The organism is Qipengyuania pelagi (assembly GCF_009827295.1).
In the GTDB taxonomy this organism is placed as follows: Bacteria; Pseudomonadota; Alphaproteobacteria; order Sphingomonadales; family Sphingomonadaceae; genus Qipengyuania; species Qipengyuania pelagi.
In genome coordinates, this window is record NZ_WTYD01000002.1 from 467911 (window position 1) to 484419 (window position 16509).

At 67.2% G+C, this 16509-nt stretch carries 17 protein-coding genes; 4 read left to right on the plus strand and 13 right to left on the minus strand.

The features are described 5' to 3' along the window. Positions 1 to 55 precede the first annotated feature (55 nt). From GRI47_RS13060 to GRI47_RS13070, 4 genes are read right to left on the minus strand one after another with little or no spacing between them, the layout of a single operon-like run. Positions 56 to 910: an FAS1-like dehydratase domain-containing protein gene (locus GRI47_RS13060; protein WP_160661786.1), complete on the minus strand. Its 855-nt coding sequence runs from the start codon at positions 908 to 910 to the stop codon at positions 56 to 58. A gap of 14 nt (positions 911 to 924) precedes the next feature. After that, entirely contained in the window at positions 925 to 2127 is a 1203-nt protein-coding gene (locus GRI47_RS13065) for an acyl-CoA dehydrogenase family protein (RefSeq protein WP_237452799.1), read from the minus strand. Continuing rightward, the gene (locus tag GRI47_RS14855) at positions 2124 to 2408 is read right to left on the minus strand and encodes a hypothetical protein (protein WP_202387526.1); all 285 of its coding nucleotides are present in this window, start codon (positions 2406 to 2408) and stop codon (positions 2124 to 2126) included. The genes GRI47_RS13065 and GRI47_RS14855 overlap by 4 nt, the downstream gene beginning before the upstream one ends. Positions 2409 to 2412: 4 nt before the next feature. Then, positions 2413 to 2766 carry a hypothetical protein gene (locus tag GRI47_RS13070; RefSeq protein ID WP_160661787.1) on the minus strand — a complete coding sequence of 118 codons (354 nt, stop codon included), beginning with the start codon at positions 2764 to 2766 and terminating at the stop codon, positions 2413 to 2415. 153 nt (positions 2767 to 2919) lie between these two features. Here GRI47_RS13070 and recQ point away from each other — a divergent pair, with 153 nt between their 5' ends. Together recQ and GRI47_RS13080 are read left to right on the plus strand one after the other, a co-directional pair. Further along, entirely contained in the window at positions 2920 to 4740 is a 1821-nt protein-coding gene (recQ, locus tag GRI47_RS13075; protein ID WP_160661788.1) for a DNA helicase RecQ, read from the plus strand. Between the two features lie 53 nt (positions 4741 to 4793). After that, positions 4794 to 5741, plus strand: coding sequence for a right-handed parallel beta-helix repeat-containing protein (locus tag GRI47_RS13080; protein ID WP_160661789.1), 948 nt, complete (start codon positions 4794 to 4796; stop codon positions 5739 to 5741). Positions 5742 to 5750: 9 nt separating this feature from the next. On the opposite strand, the gene ribA is transcribed toward GRI47_RS13080, so the two are convergent. Continuing rightward, positions 5751 to 6821 carry a GTP cyclohydrolase II gene (gene ribA / locus GRI47_RS13085; RefSeq protein ID WP_237452829.1) on the minus strand — a complete coding sequence of 357 codons (1071 nt, stop codon included), beginning with the start codon at positions 6819 to 6821 and terminating at the stop codon, positions 5751 to 5753. Beyond that, on the minus strand, positions 6818 to 7627 hold the full coding sequence (xth, locus tag GRI47_RS13090; protein WP_160661790.1) for an exodeoxyribonuclease III: 810 nt from the start codon (positions 7625 to 7627) through the stop codon (positions 6818 to 6820). The genes ribA and xth overlap by 4 nt, the downstream gene beginning before the upstream one ends. A 100-nt stretch (positions 7628 to 7727) precedes the next feature. Between xth and GRI47_RS13095 the strand changes: the two genes are divergently transcribed. Next, positions 7728 to 9155 carry an alkaline phosphatase gene (locus GRI47_RS13095; protein ID WP_237452800.1) on the plus strand — a complete coding sequence of 476 codons (1428 nt, stop codon included), beginning with the start codon at positions 7728 to 7730 and terminating at the stop codon, positions 9153 to 9155. A 526-nt stretch (positions 9156 to 9681) separates the two neighbouring features. On the opposite strand, the gene GRI47_RS13100 is transcribed toward GRI47_RS13095, so the two are convergent. From GRI47_RS13100 to pabB, 5 genes are all read right to left on the minus strand, one after another. After that, positions 9682 to 10341, minus strand: a complete 660-nt coding sequence (locus GRI47_RS13100) for a LolA family protein (RefSeq protein WP_160661792.1) — start codon at positions 10339 to 10341, stop codon at positions 9682 to 9684. A gap of 89 nt (positions 10342 to 10430) precedes the next feature. Beyond that, positions 10431 to 10598, minus strand: coding sequence for a 50S ribosomal protein L33 (gene rpmG, locus GRI47_RS13105; protein WP_067682697.1), 168 nt, complete (start codon positions 10596 to 10598; stop codon positions 10431 to 10433). A 148-nt stretch (positions 10599 to 10746) separates the two neighbouring features. Next, positions 10747 to 11151 carry an alternative ribosome rescue aminoacyl-tRNA hydrolase ArfB gene (gene arfB, locus GRI47_RS13110; RefSeq protein WP_160661793.1) on the minus strand — a complete coding sequence of 135 codons (405 nt, stop codon included), beginning with the start codon at positions 11149 to 11151 and terminating at the stop codon, positions 10747 to 10749. Continuing rightward, positions 11151 to 11822, minus strand: a complete 672-nt coding sequence (locus GRI47_RS13115) for an RluA family pseudouridine synthase (protein WP_160661794.1) — start codon at positions 11820 to 11822, stop codon at positions 11151 to 11153. Before GRI47_RS13115 ends, arfB begins: the two co-directional genes overlap by 1 nt. Then, complete coding sequence (gene pabB, locus GRI47_RS13120) at positions 11819 to 13630, minus strand: aminodeoxychorismate synthase component I (RefSeq protein WP_160661795.1); 1812 nt, start codon at positions 13628 to 13630, stop codon at positions 11819 to 11821. The genes GRI47_RS13115 and pabB overlap by 4 nt, the downstream gene beginning before the upstream one ends. Positions 13631 to 13708: 78 nt before the next feature. Here pabB and GRI47_RS13125 point away from each other — a divergent pair, with 78 nt between their 5' ends. After that, on the plus strand, positions 13709 to 15235 hold the full coding sequence (locus tag GRI47_RS13125; protein ID WP_160661796.1) for a helicase HerA-like domain-containing protein: 1527 nt from the start codon (positions 13709 to 13711) through the stop codon (positions 15233 to 15235). A 50-nt stretch (positions 15236 to 15285) separates the two neighbouring features. Here GRI47_RS13125 and GRI47_RS13130 read toward each other — a convergent pair whose 3' ends face one another. Next, positions 15286 to 16005, minus strand: a complete 720-nt coding sequence (locus GRI47_RS13130; RefSeq protein ID WP_160661797.1) for a penta-EF hand family protein — start codon at positions 16003 to 16005, stop codon at positions 15286 to 15288. 51 nt (positions 16006 to 16056) lie between these two features. After that, positions 16057 to 16458 (minus strand): VOC family protein, encoded by a 402-nt coding sequence (locus GRI47_RS13135; RefSeq protein WP_160661798.1) that lies wholly within the window; start codon positions 16456 to 16458, stop codon positions 16057 to 16059. Positions 16459 to 16509: the final 51 nt, after the last annotated feature.

A 16509-nucleotide genomic window follows, 5' to 3' on the forward strand; every position in this document is an offset into this window, starting at 1 on the left:
CGATGTAAGCCCTTGCGCTCGAAAAACCAAATCTCCGATCCGAACGGGCCGGATTTCAGGCGAGCGTGGCGGAGGCCTGCGTGACCTGCCGCCCGTCTGCGGCGAACGCCGCCAGTTCGAGAGCATCGTCCTTCTCGCGCAAGGTCAGATGCAGTGGCTCGTCCGCGATCGCCGGGCTGAGACCACGGAAGCGGAAGCTCGTTAGTCGGTTCTCGCCGCATCGTTCGGCGGCAAGCTGCAACAACAGGCTGGCGGTCAGCGGGCCGTGCACGACCGGCCCGCGATAGCGTTCGACATCGCGCGCATAGGGCGCATCGTAATGGATGCGATGGGTGTTGAAGGTCAGCGCGGAATAGCGGAACAGCAGGCGCGGGTCGGGCGTGAGCGCGCGATGCATGGTCCAGCCGCTCGCATCGAACGCCTCCGGTCCCGGTTCAGGAGGGGAGAGCGGCGCGTCGCCCGCCAGCGCTTCGAGATAGACGAGAGTCTGCGTCTCGCTCACCGCGAGCGCGCCGTCCGCCGCGGTCTCGTGCTCGACCTCGACGAAGACCATCCGGCCGCGACTGCCCGATTTATCGGTGATGGAGGCGAGACGGCTGACCCGCTCGACCGTCGCGCCGACCGTGAGCGGCGCATGGAAGCGGATCGCGCTGCCCGCCCACATCCGGCGCGGCAGGGGCACGGGCGGGAGGAAGCTCGCCGCGCTGTCGTCGCGCGCCGGGTGGCCGTCCTCGCCCAGCCGGGACGTGCGCGCCTCGGGCGTGCAGAGGCAGAAGTGAATGCCCTGCGGCATCGCTTCGTCCGAAGGCGCATCGCGATCGAAGGTCGCGCACCAGCGGGCCGCCAGCGCCGCGTCCAGCCGATCGGCGGACCGCTGCTCGCGCCCGATCCAGTCGGCGAAATCCTTCACTGGTCAGCCGCGCATCACAGCGCCGCGTATTCGCGCAGCATATGCTTGGCGATCTGCAATTGCAGGATCTGGGTGGTGCCTTCGTAGATGCGATAGATGCGCGCATCGCGGAAGAACCGCTCGGCATCGTATTCCGCCAGATAGCCCGCCCCGCCATAGATCTGCACCACGCGGTCGACCACCCGGCCGCACATCTCGCTGGCGAACACCTTGAAGGCGGCGGCCTGCTTGATCGTGCTTTCGCCCGCATCGGCGCGCGCCGTCACGTCCGCCATCATGCATTCGGCGGCGTAGATCTCGGTCTCACTTTCGGCGAGCATCTGCTGGATCAGCTGGAAGTTCGCGATCGGTTCGCCGAACGCCTTGCGCTCGGTGGCGTAGCGCAGCGCGGAATCGAGCGCGCGGCGGGCATAGCCGGTGCTCGCCGCGCCCACCGAAATGCGTCCGTTGTCGAGGCTCATCATGGCAAAACGGAAGCCCTGCCCGGTCTCTCCGCCCAAGAGCGCGTCGCCGGGCACATGCACGTCGTCGAGCATCACGTCGGCGATGTGCGATCCGGCCTGGCCCATCTTCTTGTCCGGGCTGCCGGTGGAAACGCCGGGCGTGTCCATCGGCACGATGAAGGCGCTGACATGCGCGTTCTTGGGCAGCGCATCCTTCTCGGTGCGCGCCATGATCAGCGCGACATCGGCATGGGGCGCGTTGGTGATGTAGCGCTTCGATCCGTTGAGGATCCAGCCGTTACCGTCGGGATCGGGCTTTGCCGTGGTCGCCATCGCCGCCGAATCGCTGCCCGATCCCGGCTCGGTCAGGCCGAAACAGGCGATCTCGCCCGCCGCGATGCGCGGCCACCATTCGTCCTGCTGGGCCTTGGTCCCGCCATTCTTCAGGGCGGAATTGAACATCCCGATATTGATCGAGAAGATCGATCGGAAGGCGGGCGCGGCATAGCTCATCGTCTTCACGATCTTGGCGTATTGCGTCATGTTCAGCCCGGCGCCGCCGTGATCTTCGGGCACGGAGAGGCCGAACAGGCCCATGTCCTTCATCTCGTCGAGGATATCGTCGGGCACGCGATCGTTCTCGATCACGTCCTTTTCCGCCGGGATCAGCCGTTCGCGGACATAGCGTTCGAGCTGTTCGTGGAACTGGGCGAAAGTGTCCGCGTCCATGCCCGGATTGCGGGCGGGGGCGGGCTTGGTGGCCGGTGCGTTCATTCATTCTCTCCCGTAGTCTGGCCCATATCCTGGCCCATATCCGCTTCGTCCGTGCGCTGTTCGGCCCCGTCCTGTTCGGCCCCGTCCTGTTCGGCCCCGTCCTGTTCGGCCAGAACGTCGGCGGGGATGCGGCGCTCTTCGATCATCTGAGCCGCCTCGTCGAGCGCGCGGGCCTCGCCCACCGTCACGCCGCCGGGGCCCGGATCGTTGTCCGACGGGCCGCAGGCGGCGAGGAGGGCGGTTATCGCGAGGACAGGCCCCAGAACATGCGCAGAGCGCACCGGCCTAATCCTGATTCATCGCGTCCATCGCCGCAGCGGCCGTGGCGGCGGCATCGTCGCCTTCATCCTGGATCGACTGCTGGCGCGCGGCCTCGGCAGCGGCGGCAGCCTCGGGGTCGACCGTCTGCGTGGTGCTCGGAACCACCGGATCGGGCATCGAGGCCTGCGGGTCCTCGACCGGCATCGCATCGACATTCTCGAGCGCCTCATTGGCTTCGATCTCGACCGTTTCGGTGTCGGTTTCATAGGCGGCATCGTCGGAATCGCTGCACGCGGCGAGCGCGAGCGGAGCGGCGATCACGGCGGCGACCAAGGCGCAGGTGCGGGCGGGCGTGTGGGAAGTCAGGCGGAATTTCATCGGTCTCTCCAAAACAGGCGGGCGGCGCGAGGCGACCCTGATAGTGTGCTGCGCTGTTAAAGCGCCACGCGGCCATAGGGGGCAAGGGGAAAATGGCCGAAAACACCCGCCCGGCCCTTCGCGCGTGCGGCGATCTCTGGCAGGGCGGGGCCGATGGACGACCTTCTCGCCCCGGATCGCCCCAGCACGGATGCGCTGGATGGAAAGCTCGACGATGCGCGCGCCGAATTGCGCCGCACCTTCGGGTTCGACGATTTCCGCGGGCGACAGGCGGCGGTGGTCGAGCGTGTGCTGATGGGCCGGTCCACGCTGGCGGTGATGCCGACGGGCGCGGGAAAGTCCCTGACCTATCAACTGCCCGCCACCATGCTGGCGGGGACCTGCGTGGTGGTCAGCCCCCTGATCGCGCTGATGCACGATCAATTGCGCAGCGCGCGCGCCAACGGCATCCGCGCCGCGACCCTCACCAGCGCCGATGCCGACTGGCGCGAGACGCAGGATGCGTTCCGCGCGGGCGAGCTGGATCTGCTCTACGTCGCGCCCGAACGCGCCAGTCAGCCGCATTTCCGCGAACTGCTGAGCGCCGCGCCGCTTTCGCTCTTCGCGGTGGACGAGGCGCATTGCGTTAGTGAGTGGGGCCATGATTTCCGCCCCGATTACCGGATGCTGCGCCCGATGATGGACGCGTTTCCAGACGTCCCGCGCCTCGCGCTGACCGCGACCGCCGACCGGCAGACCCGCGCCGACGTCATGGCGCAGCTGGGGATCCCGGAAGACGGCCTCGTCCTCGCCGGGTTCGACCGGCCCAATATCCGTTACGCGATCACGCCGCGCGACAATCCGGTGCGCCAGATCGCGGGGATCATGCAGGATCGCCCCGGCCCCGGTATCGTCTATGCGCCCACGCGCCGCAAGGTGGAGGATATCGCCGAAAAGCTCGCCAGCGCGACCGGGCGTCCCGTCCTGCCCTATCACGCGGGGCTTCCCGCCGAGGAGCGGGCGGACAACCAGGCGCGCTTCGTCGCGAGCGAGGATATGGTGATCGTCGCCACGATCGCCTTCGGCATGGGGATCGACAAGCCCGACGTGCGCTTCGTCGCCCATGTCGGCGTGCCGAAATCGATCGAGGCCTATTATCAGGAAACCGGCCGCGCGGGGCGTGACGGCGATCCGGCGGGCGCGGTGATGCTGTGGGGGGCGAGCGATTTCGCCACCGCGCGGGCGCGGCTGGAGGAAGTGCCCGAGGATCGCCGCATGGCCGAACGCCAGCGGCTGGACGCGCTGGCGGGCCTGGTCGAGACCGCGCAATGCCGCCGCGCCATCCTGCTGCGGCATTTCGGCGAGGACCCGCCCGAGAGTTGCGGCAATTGCGACAATTGCCTCGATGCGCCCGGCGTGACCGATGCGACCGAACTGGCGCGCAAGCTGCTCAGCGCGGTCTACCGCACCGGGCAGAGTTTCGGCATGGGTCACCTCGAGAAGGTCCTCACCGGAACCGCCGACGATCGTGTCCGCCAGCGCGGGCATGACACTCTGTCCGTGTTCGGGATCGTCGGTGGCGAGGAGGCGGGGCTGCTGAAGCCGGTCGCAAGGGCGTTGCAGGCCCATGGCCACCTCGTCGCGAACGATCACGGCGGTCTGGCTTTGGGCGGAGGGGCGCGCGAAATCCTGAAGGGGGAGCGCGAGGTGGCGATCGTCATTCCTCCCAAGCGCGAACGCAGGGGACGGCGCGGTGGGGGCGCGACGCCCAATCCGGTCGGCAATCCCCTGTTCGAAGCGCTGCGCGCTTTGCGCAAGGAACTGGCCGAGGAAGCGGGCGTGCCGCCTTATGTGATCTTCCACGATTCGACCTTGCGCGAAATGGCGCTGGCGCGGCCCGATACGCTGACCCGACTCGGCCAGATCGGCGGCGTGGGCGCCAAGAAGCTGGAAGCGTACGGAGACCGCTTCCTGCGCTGTATCGTCGAGAATTGAGACACGCGGTAAAATTATCGTGCCGGTAAGTCTCGCCGCGCTACAGTGACGACATGAGATCTCGCACCCGTATCGCCGCCCCTGCCCTGATCGCGCTCGCCGCCGTCACGCTCCCGCTTTCCGCCCAGCAACGGGCGCCGTTTTCCGTCGCCGAGACCGGGCGGAGCTACGCCTCGCTTCAGGACGCGGTCGATGCGATCGGCGCGGGCACGGGCACGGTGGTGTTCGCGCCGGGCACCTACAATGAATGCGCCGTGCAGCGCGCGGGCACGATCACCTATCGCGCGATGGAGCCGGGTTCGGCCACGCTTTCCGGCGTCGCCTGCGAAGGCAAGGGCGCGCTGGTCCTCGGCGGCGAAGGGGCGACGGTGATCGGCCTCGTCTTCTCGGATATCGCCGTGCCCGACCGCAACGGGGCGGGCATCCGCCTCGAAAGCGGCGATCTCGCCGTGACGCAGAGCTGGTTCCGCGACAGCGAGCAGGGCATCCTGACCGCGCACGATCCGAACATTCATCTGCGCATCGACAAATCGACCTTCACGCGGCTCGGCACCTGCGAGGGCGACGGGGGCTGCGCCCATTCGATCTATACCGGCGAAATCGCCGAGACCGCCGTCACGCGCAGCCGCTTCGAAGCGGGCACGGGCGGGCATTACCTGAAGAGCCGCGCGGCGCGCACGATCGTCGAGGATTCCAGCTTCGACGATGCGGCGGGGCGCGGCACGAATTACATGATCGACCTGCCCAATGGCGGCAATGGCCGGATCGTGCGCAACTGGTTCGTCCAGGGGCGCGACAAGGAGAACTGGTCCGCCTTCATCGCGGTGGGGGCGGAAGAGGGGAATTACTCGTCCGACGGCCTGGTCATATCGGACAACGACGCCCGCCTCGTCCCCGGCCTCAGGCGCAGCCCGGCCTTCATCGCCGACTGGACGGGCGACCGCCTGTCGATCGCGAACAACGAGCTGGGCGCGGGCCTGAAGCCGTTCGAAAGCAGGTAGGGGCGTAAGCTACGGCAGCAGATGCCCCGCCCGGTCGCGCTTGGTGGCGAGGTAGCGGGCGTTGTGCGGGTTGTCGGGCAGGGCGTGGGGGACGCGTTCGGCAACCGTCACGCCCTCTGACTCCAGCGCCGCGACCTTGGCGGGATTGTTGGTCATCAGCCGGATGCTGGAGACGCGCAGCAGGTCGAGGATGCGCGCGGCGGTCGGAAAATCGCGCGCTTCGTCGGGCAGGCCCAGACGGGTGTTCGCGTCCACCGTGTCGTGGCCCTGATCCTGCAAGGCGTAGGCGCGCAATTTGTTGACGAGGCCGATCCCGCGCCCCTCCTGCCGCATATAGAGCAGGACGCCCCAGCTCCCGCGCCGCGCTTCGTCCGCCATGGCGTGGAGCGCGGCGTCCAATTGCGGGCCGCAATCGCATTTGAGGCTGCCGAGCACGTCTCCGGTCAGGCATTCAGAGTGGAGGCGCACGAGGGGCGCGATGCCGGAGCGGCGCTGTCCGATCACCAGCGCGACGTGTTCGCGCGTGTCGGCGGGGCTGCGAAATGCGATAATCTCGGCCTGTTCGAACGCCTCGACGGGCAGGCGCGCGCGCGAGGCGATGATGAGGTTCGCCGGATCGGCATAGGCCCGCGCATCGGCCAGCGTCAGTGCGACCGGCGGCTCCGCCCCCTCGGGTGCGACCATGAAGGCGGGGAGGATGCCCGCGATCCGCGCGAGGTCGAGCGCGGCGCGCGCCTGATCCGCCCAATCGCCGTGCGGCAGCGCCTTGAACGGTCCCTTCATCGGATGCGCCAGATCGAGCGCCGGGTCCGCCACCGCCAGCGCCGCATCGCGCGAAAACCGCTCGGCCCCACGCAACAGCACCGGCTCCCCGGGAATCGCCGCCTCGCGCTGATTGGCGAGCTTCAGCGTCGCGGCGCGGCTGGCGGAGATCAGCAGCGTTTCGGCAGCCAACGCGTCGTCGTAGCACGTCTCGATCGGTTGCAGGACCGGCCCGCCATCGAGCTGGATCGGCCAGCCATGGCGCAGCGCATCGACGCCCTGTGCCGCGCGACGCGGCGAAGGTTCGGCCTCGCTCAGAGCGCGAATTCCGTGACGAGGGGGACGTGATCGCTGGGCTTTTCCCAGTCGCGCGCGCCTTCGTGGACATGGTGGGCGACCGCCTGCGCGGCCAGTTCGGGGCTCGCCCACATATGGTCGAGCCTGCGCCCGCGATCATTGGCTTTCCAGTCCTTGGACCGATAGCTCCACCAGCTGTAATAGCGTTCGGGCGCGGCAATGTGCTGGCGCCCGATATCGGCCCAGCCATGCGCGTCCATGAAGCGTTGCAGCGTGTCGACCTCGATCGGCGTGTGGCTGACGACCTTCAGCAATTGCTTGTGGCTCCAGACATCGCTTTCGAGCGGGGCGACGTTGAAATCGCCCACGATCAGCGTCGGGCGGTCGACCGTGTCGGCCCAGCGGGTCATGCGTTCGAAGAAGTCGAGCTTCTGGCCGAATTTCACATTCTGCTCGCGGTCGGGAATGTCGCCGCCCGCGGGCACGTAGACGTTCTCGACGATCATCCCCTGATGCGCCGGATCGGTCAGTTCCACCCCGATATGGCGCGCCTCGCCATTGTCCTGCCAGTCATGCCTGGAAAAATCGCGGATCGGCACCTTCGCCACGGTGGCAACGCCGTGATAGCCCTTCTGGCCGTGCACGGCGAAATGCTCGTAACCGAGCGCGCGGAACGCCTCGTAGGGAAACTGGTCCTCCTGGCACTTGATCTCCTGGAGGCAGAGCACGTCGGGCGCCTGTTCGGTCAGGAAGCGTTCGACGATCGGCATACGCAGCCGCACCGAGTTGATGTTCCAAGTCGCGACGGAAAGGGTGGGGGAGGTCATGCGGGCGGACTTAGGCACAGGCCGCGCGGGGGGCAAGTTTCACCGTTTCGCCACACGCGAATGTCATTTAGGGCGGATCGGACAGTCGAGGAGAATGAGGATGGGGTTTGGTCGCAAGGCGGCATTGGTCGCAAGTGTGTTCACGCTGACGCTGGGTGCCTGCACCACCGCGCAGGGGGGAACGGCGCCGGTCGCTTCGGCACCGCCCGCCGCTCCGGCACAGGCCAAGGCCAAGAACGTCATCCTCTTCATCGGTGACGGGATGGGGATCTCGACGATCACCGCCGCGCGCATCTATGCCGGGCAGAAGCTCGGCAAATCGGGCGAGGAGCACGTGCTCCCGTTCGAGACGTTCGAGAACGTCGCGCTGGTGAAGACCTACAACACCAACGCCCAGACCCCAGACAGCGCGGGCACCGCCACCGCGATCCATTCGGGCGTGAAGACCAAGATCGGGATGCTCGGCATGGGGCCGGGAGCGATCACCGGCGATTGCGCCAGCGGGCGGGGGCATGAATTGCCGCTGCTCGGTGAAGAGGTGAAGCGGCGCGGCCTCGCGCTCGGCATCGTCAGCACCGCGCGGATCACCCATGCGACGCCCGCTTCGGTCTATGCCCGCAGCGTCGATCGCAATTGGGAGGCGGATATCGGCATTCCCGAAGGCCAGCGCGGGCAGATGTGCCGCGATATCGCGCTGCAATTGGTCGAAAGCGATTTCGACCTCGCGCTGGGCGGCGGGCGCGCGGCCTTCTTCGGAGCGGACGGCAGCGTCCAGCGCATGGCGGCGGATGGCGACCTGCCGCGCGACTGGGCGGCGCGCACCGGCGGCAGCTATGTGAGGACGGCGGAGGAGCTGGCGGCGGCCCCTGCGGATCGCCCCGTGCTGGGCCTCTTCTCGCCCAGCCACATGACCTACATGGTCGACCGCAAGGCGGACACGACCGAGCCGACACTGACCGACCTCACCGCCAGTGCGATCGCGCGCCTGAAATCCGATCCGCAGGGCTATTACCTGATGGTCGAAGGCGGGCGAATCGATCACGGCCACCATGCGGGGCAGGCGGGCTATGCGCTGGAGGAAGCGGTCGAGTTCGCGCGCGCGATCCAGTACGCGATCGACAACACCGATCCCGAAGAGACGCTCATCATGGTCACCGCCGATCACAGCCACGTCTTCACGATCGCGGGCTATCCCCGGCGCGGGAACGACATTCTCGGCCTGGTCCATCCGCCCGAAGGCGGCGGCGAGGACGGCGATAGCGGCGACGGCCCCTCGTTGGACTCGGACGGCAAGCCCTACACCACGCTCGGTTACGCCAATGGCCCCGGCGCGGTGAAGGGCGAACGCGGCGTGCCCGAAACGGGCGTGATGGCCCGCCAGCAATCCCTCGTCCCCATGGGATCGGAAACGCATGGCGGCGAGGATGTCGCGCTGTTCGCCCAAGGCCCCGGCGCCGAGCGCGCGCGCGGCGTGATCGAGCAGAACAGGATCTACGATATCATCCGCGCGGCGTTTGGGTGGGAATGAATTCAAGGTTTGGTTTTCCGCGCGTTTGCTATTTTCCGCACGCCATCCGGCGTGCGATATCCTCGCGCCTATCGGCGCTGCGGGCGGGCGGTCGCCCTTGCGGACCCTGCGGGTCCGTACTCCGCGACTAAGGCTTAAAGCTGGGAATGGTCCGGTCCGCGACCAGCGGACCGCAAGCGCGACCGCGCGCCCGCAGGTGCCCCGTAGCGAAGCGAAGGGAATAGCACCGAGGACGAACCCGCGGAGGCGGGTTCGAAAAACAAACCTATTACCGAGAACGCTCGCGCGGAGGCGCGAGCGAAACACCAAGGCGCAAAAAACCCTCGTGCCGGGGGCATTGGCACGAGGGTTCCTTCTTGCGTTCGTCACGCTTGGACAGAACGGATATCTGTGAAGATCTGGGCAACAGGGGGGAACCCGTCTTCATCCGTCCTGTGAGTTATGTTCTAGGCCCGCCGGGCTTGCTGATGGATGAACATCCGCGCTCCGACTGACGCTTCACAGCGTCGTTTTGTCGCCCTTGCGTTTACCCCGGTCGACGGGACGATTTGCGCGGGTCGGAAAAGGTGAAGGCGCTGTCCGCGACCGACATCCCGTAGCGGTGATTCGACAATCTCACCGTGGTGCGATTGTTCTGCGCGTCGAGCGCGACCCAGTGGGTCAGTTTCAACCCGCCGGGCGACTTCGCGTCGCGCTGGAAGATCAGCGTGATCACGCCGAATTCGGGACGCTTGGGATCGCGCACCTCGACGCTGACGACGTCCGAATGGCTGGTCGGGACGAGCTTGCCATAGCGCTTCACGTCACGACTGGGGTCGAGCAGCGCGCCCAGCGGCGAATTGCTGATCGGCCAGCGTTCGACCTGCTTCACGTCGTAATCGACCAGATAGAGGCTCTTGCCGTTCGAGACGACCAGCATCGGCGCGCTCTTGCCGTAATCGAAGCGGATCTTGCCCGGGCGCTTCAGCGTCAGCTCGCCCGCCATGGTCTGGCCGGCGCGGTCGGTCTGGGTGAAGCTCGCCTTCATGGTCGATATGCCGCGCAGGGCGGCGACCGCGCGGTCGAGATCGCCCGACTGGGCGACCGCAGCGGGCGGCGCGGCGATCATGGCGAGCGGGAGCGCGGCGCCGACGGCGAGCGTCAGGGCGGCGGCGAGTTTCTTGGGTTTTGAAAACACGTGGGTCATGCTCCGTTGATGAGATCGGAGCATTGAACCATCACTGAACTGGAGGCGTTCCCGCGGTTCAGCAAACCCGGCCCGCATCCGAGACGCGCTTACTTGATCTTCGCTTCCTTGAACTCGACGTGCTTGCGCGCGACGGGATCGTATTTGCGGAAGGTCATCTTTTCCGTGATGTTGCGCGGGTTCTTCTTCGTCACGTAATAGAAGCCCGTATCGGCGGTCGAGACGAGCTTGATCTTGACGGTGGCAGGCTTCGCCATGGCGTGTTCCTAAAACTTTCGCTGGGGCCGCCAGACTTTCCGGCAGGCCAAAAACAAAGGGCGACGCCGCAACGCCGCCGGTCAGGCCGGGGCCATTGGGTGATTCCGGGGGAAAAGTCAAGCGGGCGGGTGCAGACCGGCGGGCCTGTTACCAATCCACCTTGCCCCGGTTCGCCTTGACCGCGCCGCGTTCCTTCTTGGCCTTCAGCCGTTTCACCTTGCCGACGCGGTTGACCCGGCTCTTGGCGCGGCGCTTGGGCGGGGTCAGCGCCTCGCGCAGCAGCATGGTCAGCCGTTCGCGCGCCGCTTCGCGGTTCTGGTCCTGCGTGCGATATTCGTTGGCCGTCAGGACGATCTCGCCATTCTTGGTCAGCTTGCTGCCCGCGATCTCCTTCAGCCGCTCGAATGCTTCGGGCGGCAGGCCGATGCGGAACACATCGACTCGCAATTGCACCGCCGTCGCCACCTTGTTGACGTTCTGCCCGCCGGGGCCGGAGGAAGCGATGAACTTCTCCTCCGCAATCTCCAGCGCGCGATCGGCGATTTTGCCCATTATGCGGCCGTATCGGCAAATCCGAGCGCGGCGAATTCCGGCGGCAGGGGGGCGACGGCCTCGATCGGCGTCTTGCCCTCGCGCGTCACGGTCAGGCCGACGGCGTGGAGCATGGTGCGCGGCGCGGCGCCCTTCGTGGCGCCATTGCCATAGACCGGATCGCCGAGCAGCGGCAGGCCGAGCCCCGCCTCGCAATGGATACGGATCTGGTGGGTGCGGCCTGTCTCCGGCCGGAATTCGATCAGAGCGCGGCCGTCCTTCGTATCGAGCAGGCGCCAATGCGTGACCGAAGGCTTGCCCTTCTTCGCGGCGATCATGCGCCAGCCCTTCTCCGCGCTGCTGATCTTGGAAAGCGACAACTCGATCGTCCCTTCCTCGCCATTGGGTATCCCGGCGAGCACGCCGAGATAGCGTTTGCCGACCAGCCGGTCCTCGAAGGCGCGGGCGAAGCGTTTATGCGCCTTGGGGTTGCGCGCCAGCAGCAGGCATCCGCTGGTATCGGTGTCGAGGCGGTGGACGGGCAGCGGCAGGCGCTGGAAGCCGAGCTTCAGCCCGTCGAGATGATCGTCGAGGCTTTTGCCGCCGCGCCGCGGGCGATCGATCGGCAGGCCGGAAGGCTTGTCGATGACCAGCGCTTCGCCGTCTTCGTAGAGGATGGGTATCAGTGTCATTCGGTCAGTTCCGCCCGCCATAATCCGCGCACCGCATTGCCGAGCCGGAACCCGCCTTCGAGGTCCGCGATCGTCAATTCCGCTTCGCGCGCCCGGCCCTGTTCGATCAGCGAACGCCGCAGGACGCCCGGCAACAGGCCCAGTTTGAGAGGCGGAGTCAGCAAGATCCCCTCGCGCTCCACGAACAGGTTCGCGATCGATCCTTCGGTCACCAGCCCATCATCGCGCAGGAACAGAGCCTCGTCCGCGCCCGCTTCCACAGCCACGGCGTGCGCATCCTCGTAGAAACCGCGATCGGAAGTCTTGTGGCGCAGCCGCCAGTCGCCCGGATCGACGGGGAGAGGCAGGAGGATGCAGCGCGCCGGACCGTCCAGCGGCAGCGGAACCGGCCTCGCTTCCAGCGCTATCGCGCCGCCGCGCGCGACTCTCAGGCGGACCTTGTGGGGCGAGTCGAGATCGAAGGTGAGGGCCTGGATCTGGTTGCGCGCCTCGTGCCGGTCGAACGCGATGCCGAGCGTACGCGCGCTCTCCTTCGCGCGCTCGAGGTGCAGTTCGAGCAGCGTCACGCCTTGATCGGGGGTGAAGCGCATGGTTTCGATGAGGTCGAAATCGGGTGCCGTGCGCTCGGGCGAGGAGGCGCGGGCGAAGCCGCCCTTCAATACCGCCTCGCGCCATTCGACCTGAGGATCGCTGTCCGCCACGATGGCGCCGCCCACGCCCAGCACCGCCTTGCCGCGTCCGTTTTCGATCTCGGTCAGGCGCAGTGTGCGGATCGCCACATTGAAGGCGGCGCTGCCATCCCCGTCGATCCGCCCGATCGCGCCGCAATAGGGCCCGCGCGCATCGCGCTCGATCGCGTCGATCAGCTCCATCGCGCGGATCTTGGGCGCGCCGGTGATCGATCCACAAGGGAACAGCGCCCGCACGAGGTCCATCGCGCCCTTTTCTGGCGCGAGCTTCGCATTCACCGTGCTCACCATCTGGTGGACGGTGGGATAGGTCTCGACCGCGAAGGCCTTGTCGACGCTGACACTGCCCGCCTGCGCCACGCGCGCCAGATCGTTCCTCAACAGGTCGACGATCATCAGGTTTTCGGCCTTGTCCTTTTCGGACAGGGTCAGTTCTTCGCGCAAGGCTGCGTCGCTATTGGCATCCGCGCCGCGCGGGCGAGTGCCCTTCATCGGCTTGGTCCGCGCCGCCCCGTCCTTCAGCGAAACGAACAATTCGGGCGACAGGCTCAAGAGCCAGTGGGCGCCATCGAAGACGAGTCCGCCATAGCCGGCCCGCGCCGCCGGACGCAGCGCGGCATAGAGCGCCAGCGGATCGCCGGTGAACCCGCCTGCGAGGGGGAAAGTGAGATTGGCCTGATAGATGTCGCCCGCGCGGATCGCCTCTTGAAGCCGCGCGAAGGCCTCTTCGTAGGCGCCGGGCGAGATTTGCGGGTCGAGCGGGCCGATCCGCGCCTCGCCTTGGCTCTGCTCTGCCAGATAGGCCGCGACCTCACTCGCCGGAATGCGGCGCGGCTCGCCGAACAGGCCGAGCCATACCAGCGGACCTGCTGCGCCCGTCCGTTGCGCGGAGAGGGGCGCAAGGCGCGGCTCCAGCGCCAGGCCCGCCTCGTAAGCGACATAGCCCGCCAGCGACTGCCCGGTTTCGACCCGCGCGCTGTCCGCTTGCTCGAGCGTTGCGACGACTTCGCCCGGCGTGCGCGCGACGAAGATCCGTTCGGGCCGCTCGAGCAGCAGGGCATCCGCCGCACCCTCGCTGCGCGCGTCGTCGAGCAGGACCATGGGCGGGCGGGCATTCATCGCCGCCTCCTTTAGCAAGGTGCGCCCTCCTGTCGAGACGCTTGACCCGCACGGGGCGGGCGGCAAAACCTGACTTCCATGGATGATCTCTTTCTCGGACTGGGCGCGGACGGATCGCGCCAGGAGCTGCGCCTCGACCGCGCCAATCGCCACGGGCTGATCGCCGGCGCGACGGGCACCGGCAAGACCGTGACCTTGCAGGGCCTCGCCGAAAGCTTCTCGGCGCGCGGCGTGCCGGTGTTCCTCGCCGATGTGAAAGGCGATCTGTCGGGCATCGCGATGGCGGGCAGCCCCGCCTTCAAGCACGCCGACAAGCTGGAAGCGCGCGCCGAGGAGCTGGGGATCGGCCCGCTCGATTATCGCGACAATGCGGCGGTGTTCTGGGACCTGTTCGGGGAACAGGGCTTCCCGATCCGCACCACGGTCAGCGAAATGGGGCCGTTATTGCTCGCGCGTCTGCTCGATCTCAACGACACGCAGGAAGGCGTGTTGCAGATCGTGTTCCGCCATGCCGACGAACAGGGTCTGCTGCTGCTCGATCTCGGCGATCTTCAGGCGATGCTGGCGCATACGGCAGAGAACGCGAAGGATTTGTCGGCGCGTTACGGGAACGTCACCAAGGCCAGCGTCGGCGCGATCCAGCGCCAATTGCTGAGCTTCGAGGCGCAGGGGGCGGACCAGTTCTTCGGCGAACCCGCGCTGGAGATCGCGGATTTCCTGTCGGTGGACGAACAGGGGCGTGGCACGATCAACATCCTCGCCGCCGACAAATTAATGCGCAGCCCCAAGCTCTACGCCACCTTCCTGTTCTGGCTGCTCGCCGAACTGTTCGAGGCGTTGCCCGAGGTGGGCGACCCGGAAAAGCCGGTGCTGGTGTTCTTCTTCGACGAGGCGCATCTCCTGTTCGACGACGCTCCGCCCGCGCTGGAGGATGCGATCGAACAGGTCGTGCGGCTGATCCGGTCGAAGGGGGTGGGCGTCTATTTCGTGACGCAGAACCCGATCGACATCCCCGAAAAGATCGCGGGCCAGCTTGGCAATCGTGTCCAGCACGCGCTGAGGGCCTTCACTCCGCGCGACAAGCGGGCGATCCGCGCGGCGGCGGAGACGTTCCGCATCAACCCCGAACTCGACGTCGAAAGCGCGATCACCGAGCTGAAGGTGGGCGAGGCGCTGGTCTCGACACTCGACGCGGATGGCGCGCCCACCGTGGTCCAGCGCACGCTGATCGCGCCGCCCCATTCGCGGCTCGCCCCGGTCACGGCCAAGGAACGCGCGATCGTCAATTCGGTCAGCGCGCTCGACGGGAAATATGACGAGGCGGTCGATCGCGAGAGTGCGGAGGAAGTTCTGGCGCAAAAGGCTGCCGATGCCGCCGCGACGGCAACGGAGGTGGAGGAGAAGGGGCGCAGGGAGGTCGGCAAAAGGGAGCGCAAATCGACCTCGCTCTGGGGCAGGGCAGGCAAGGCCGCGGCGACTGCGGCGGCGGGCTCGCTCTCCTCGGTCGTGGTGGCGCGCGTGCTGGGCAAGAAATCCAGCGCCGATCCGATCCGCACCGGCGCGACCGCCTTCGTGCGCAACATTATCGGCGGCTTGATGCGGTAGAGCGGGCGGGATTTCAGGCCCGCCCGTTCACTTGATCGAGCGGTCCGTGCCTAGCCTTGCGACCGGCGCTGGCGCATGGTCTCGCGCATCGCGTCCCGCGCGGCCTTGCGTTCGGAGGCGGTCACCGTCCCGTCGCCATCGATATCCATGCGGGCGAAGCGTTGCATCAAGGCGGCGTCGAATTCGGCTCGGGTAATGGCGCGGTTTCCGTCGGCATCGGCGCCGCGGATCATACCACGCGCCATTCCGGCCGTCATCCGGCCATGCATGGCGGCTCTGCGCTCCGGCCGCGCCCGGTCCTCGGCGCCCGCCCGCTCCCCGCGCTTCGCCCGCGCGGCGGCCCACTCCTCCTGAGAGAGGCCACCACTGGCATCGGTGTCGAGCGCGGCGAAGCGGTCGGCCTTGCCCGTATCTTGCCGAGCACTTGGGCGAGCAGCGCGGCGTTCCCGGCGCTGTTCCGCGCGCGCCTCGCGGGCGGCCTCGATTTCGGCGCGCGAGACTTCGCCGTCATCGTTCGCATCCAGTTTCGCGAATCGATCGGCCCGGCGCGCCGCGCGATCGGTCTGGTCGAGAACGCCATCGCCATTCGCGTCCATGCGCGCGAACATCCGCGCCCCGCGTTCCTGCATGGCGGCGAGCGTGATCGTGCGCTCCTCACCATGAGAGGACTGCGCCTGAGACTGAGCCATTGTCTGGCCTTGGGCAATCGCGCCACCGCCTGCGGCGAGCGCCAGCGTGGAGAGGGACAGGGTGAGGATCGAATGCTTCATCGGACAAGCTCCTGCGATCGGCGCCAAAGCGGCACCTGCCAATCACGAAGGCTATTCCGCCGAAGCTTTCGCCATGGTGAAGGCGTTGAGCTTGTTCCCGTCCGGGTCGCGGAAATAGCTGGCGTAGAAGACCATGCCGTTATCGTCCGCCTCGCCGCGCGGGCCGGGCGCGCCTTCGTCGCTGCCGCCGTTTTCGAGCGCGATTTCATGCAGGCGATGGACCTGCGCCGTATCCTTGGCCTCCAGCGCCACCATCATGCCGTTTCCGACCGTCGCCGCTTCCCCATCGAAGGGCTTGGTCGCGGCGAGGCCGGGGGCGCCGCCCATCTCGCCCCAGGCGATGAAGGTCGGAAACTCCATCATCCGACCGACGCCCATTTCCTTCGCGATCGCATCGTAGAACGTCGCCGCGCGTTCGAGATCGTTCGTGCCGACAGTCACATATCCAAGCATCAGGCTTCTCCCTTAAAGCGACTCGCGACCGCCGGGAAGAACATTACCAGA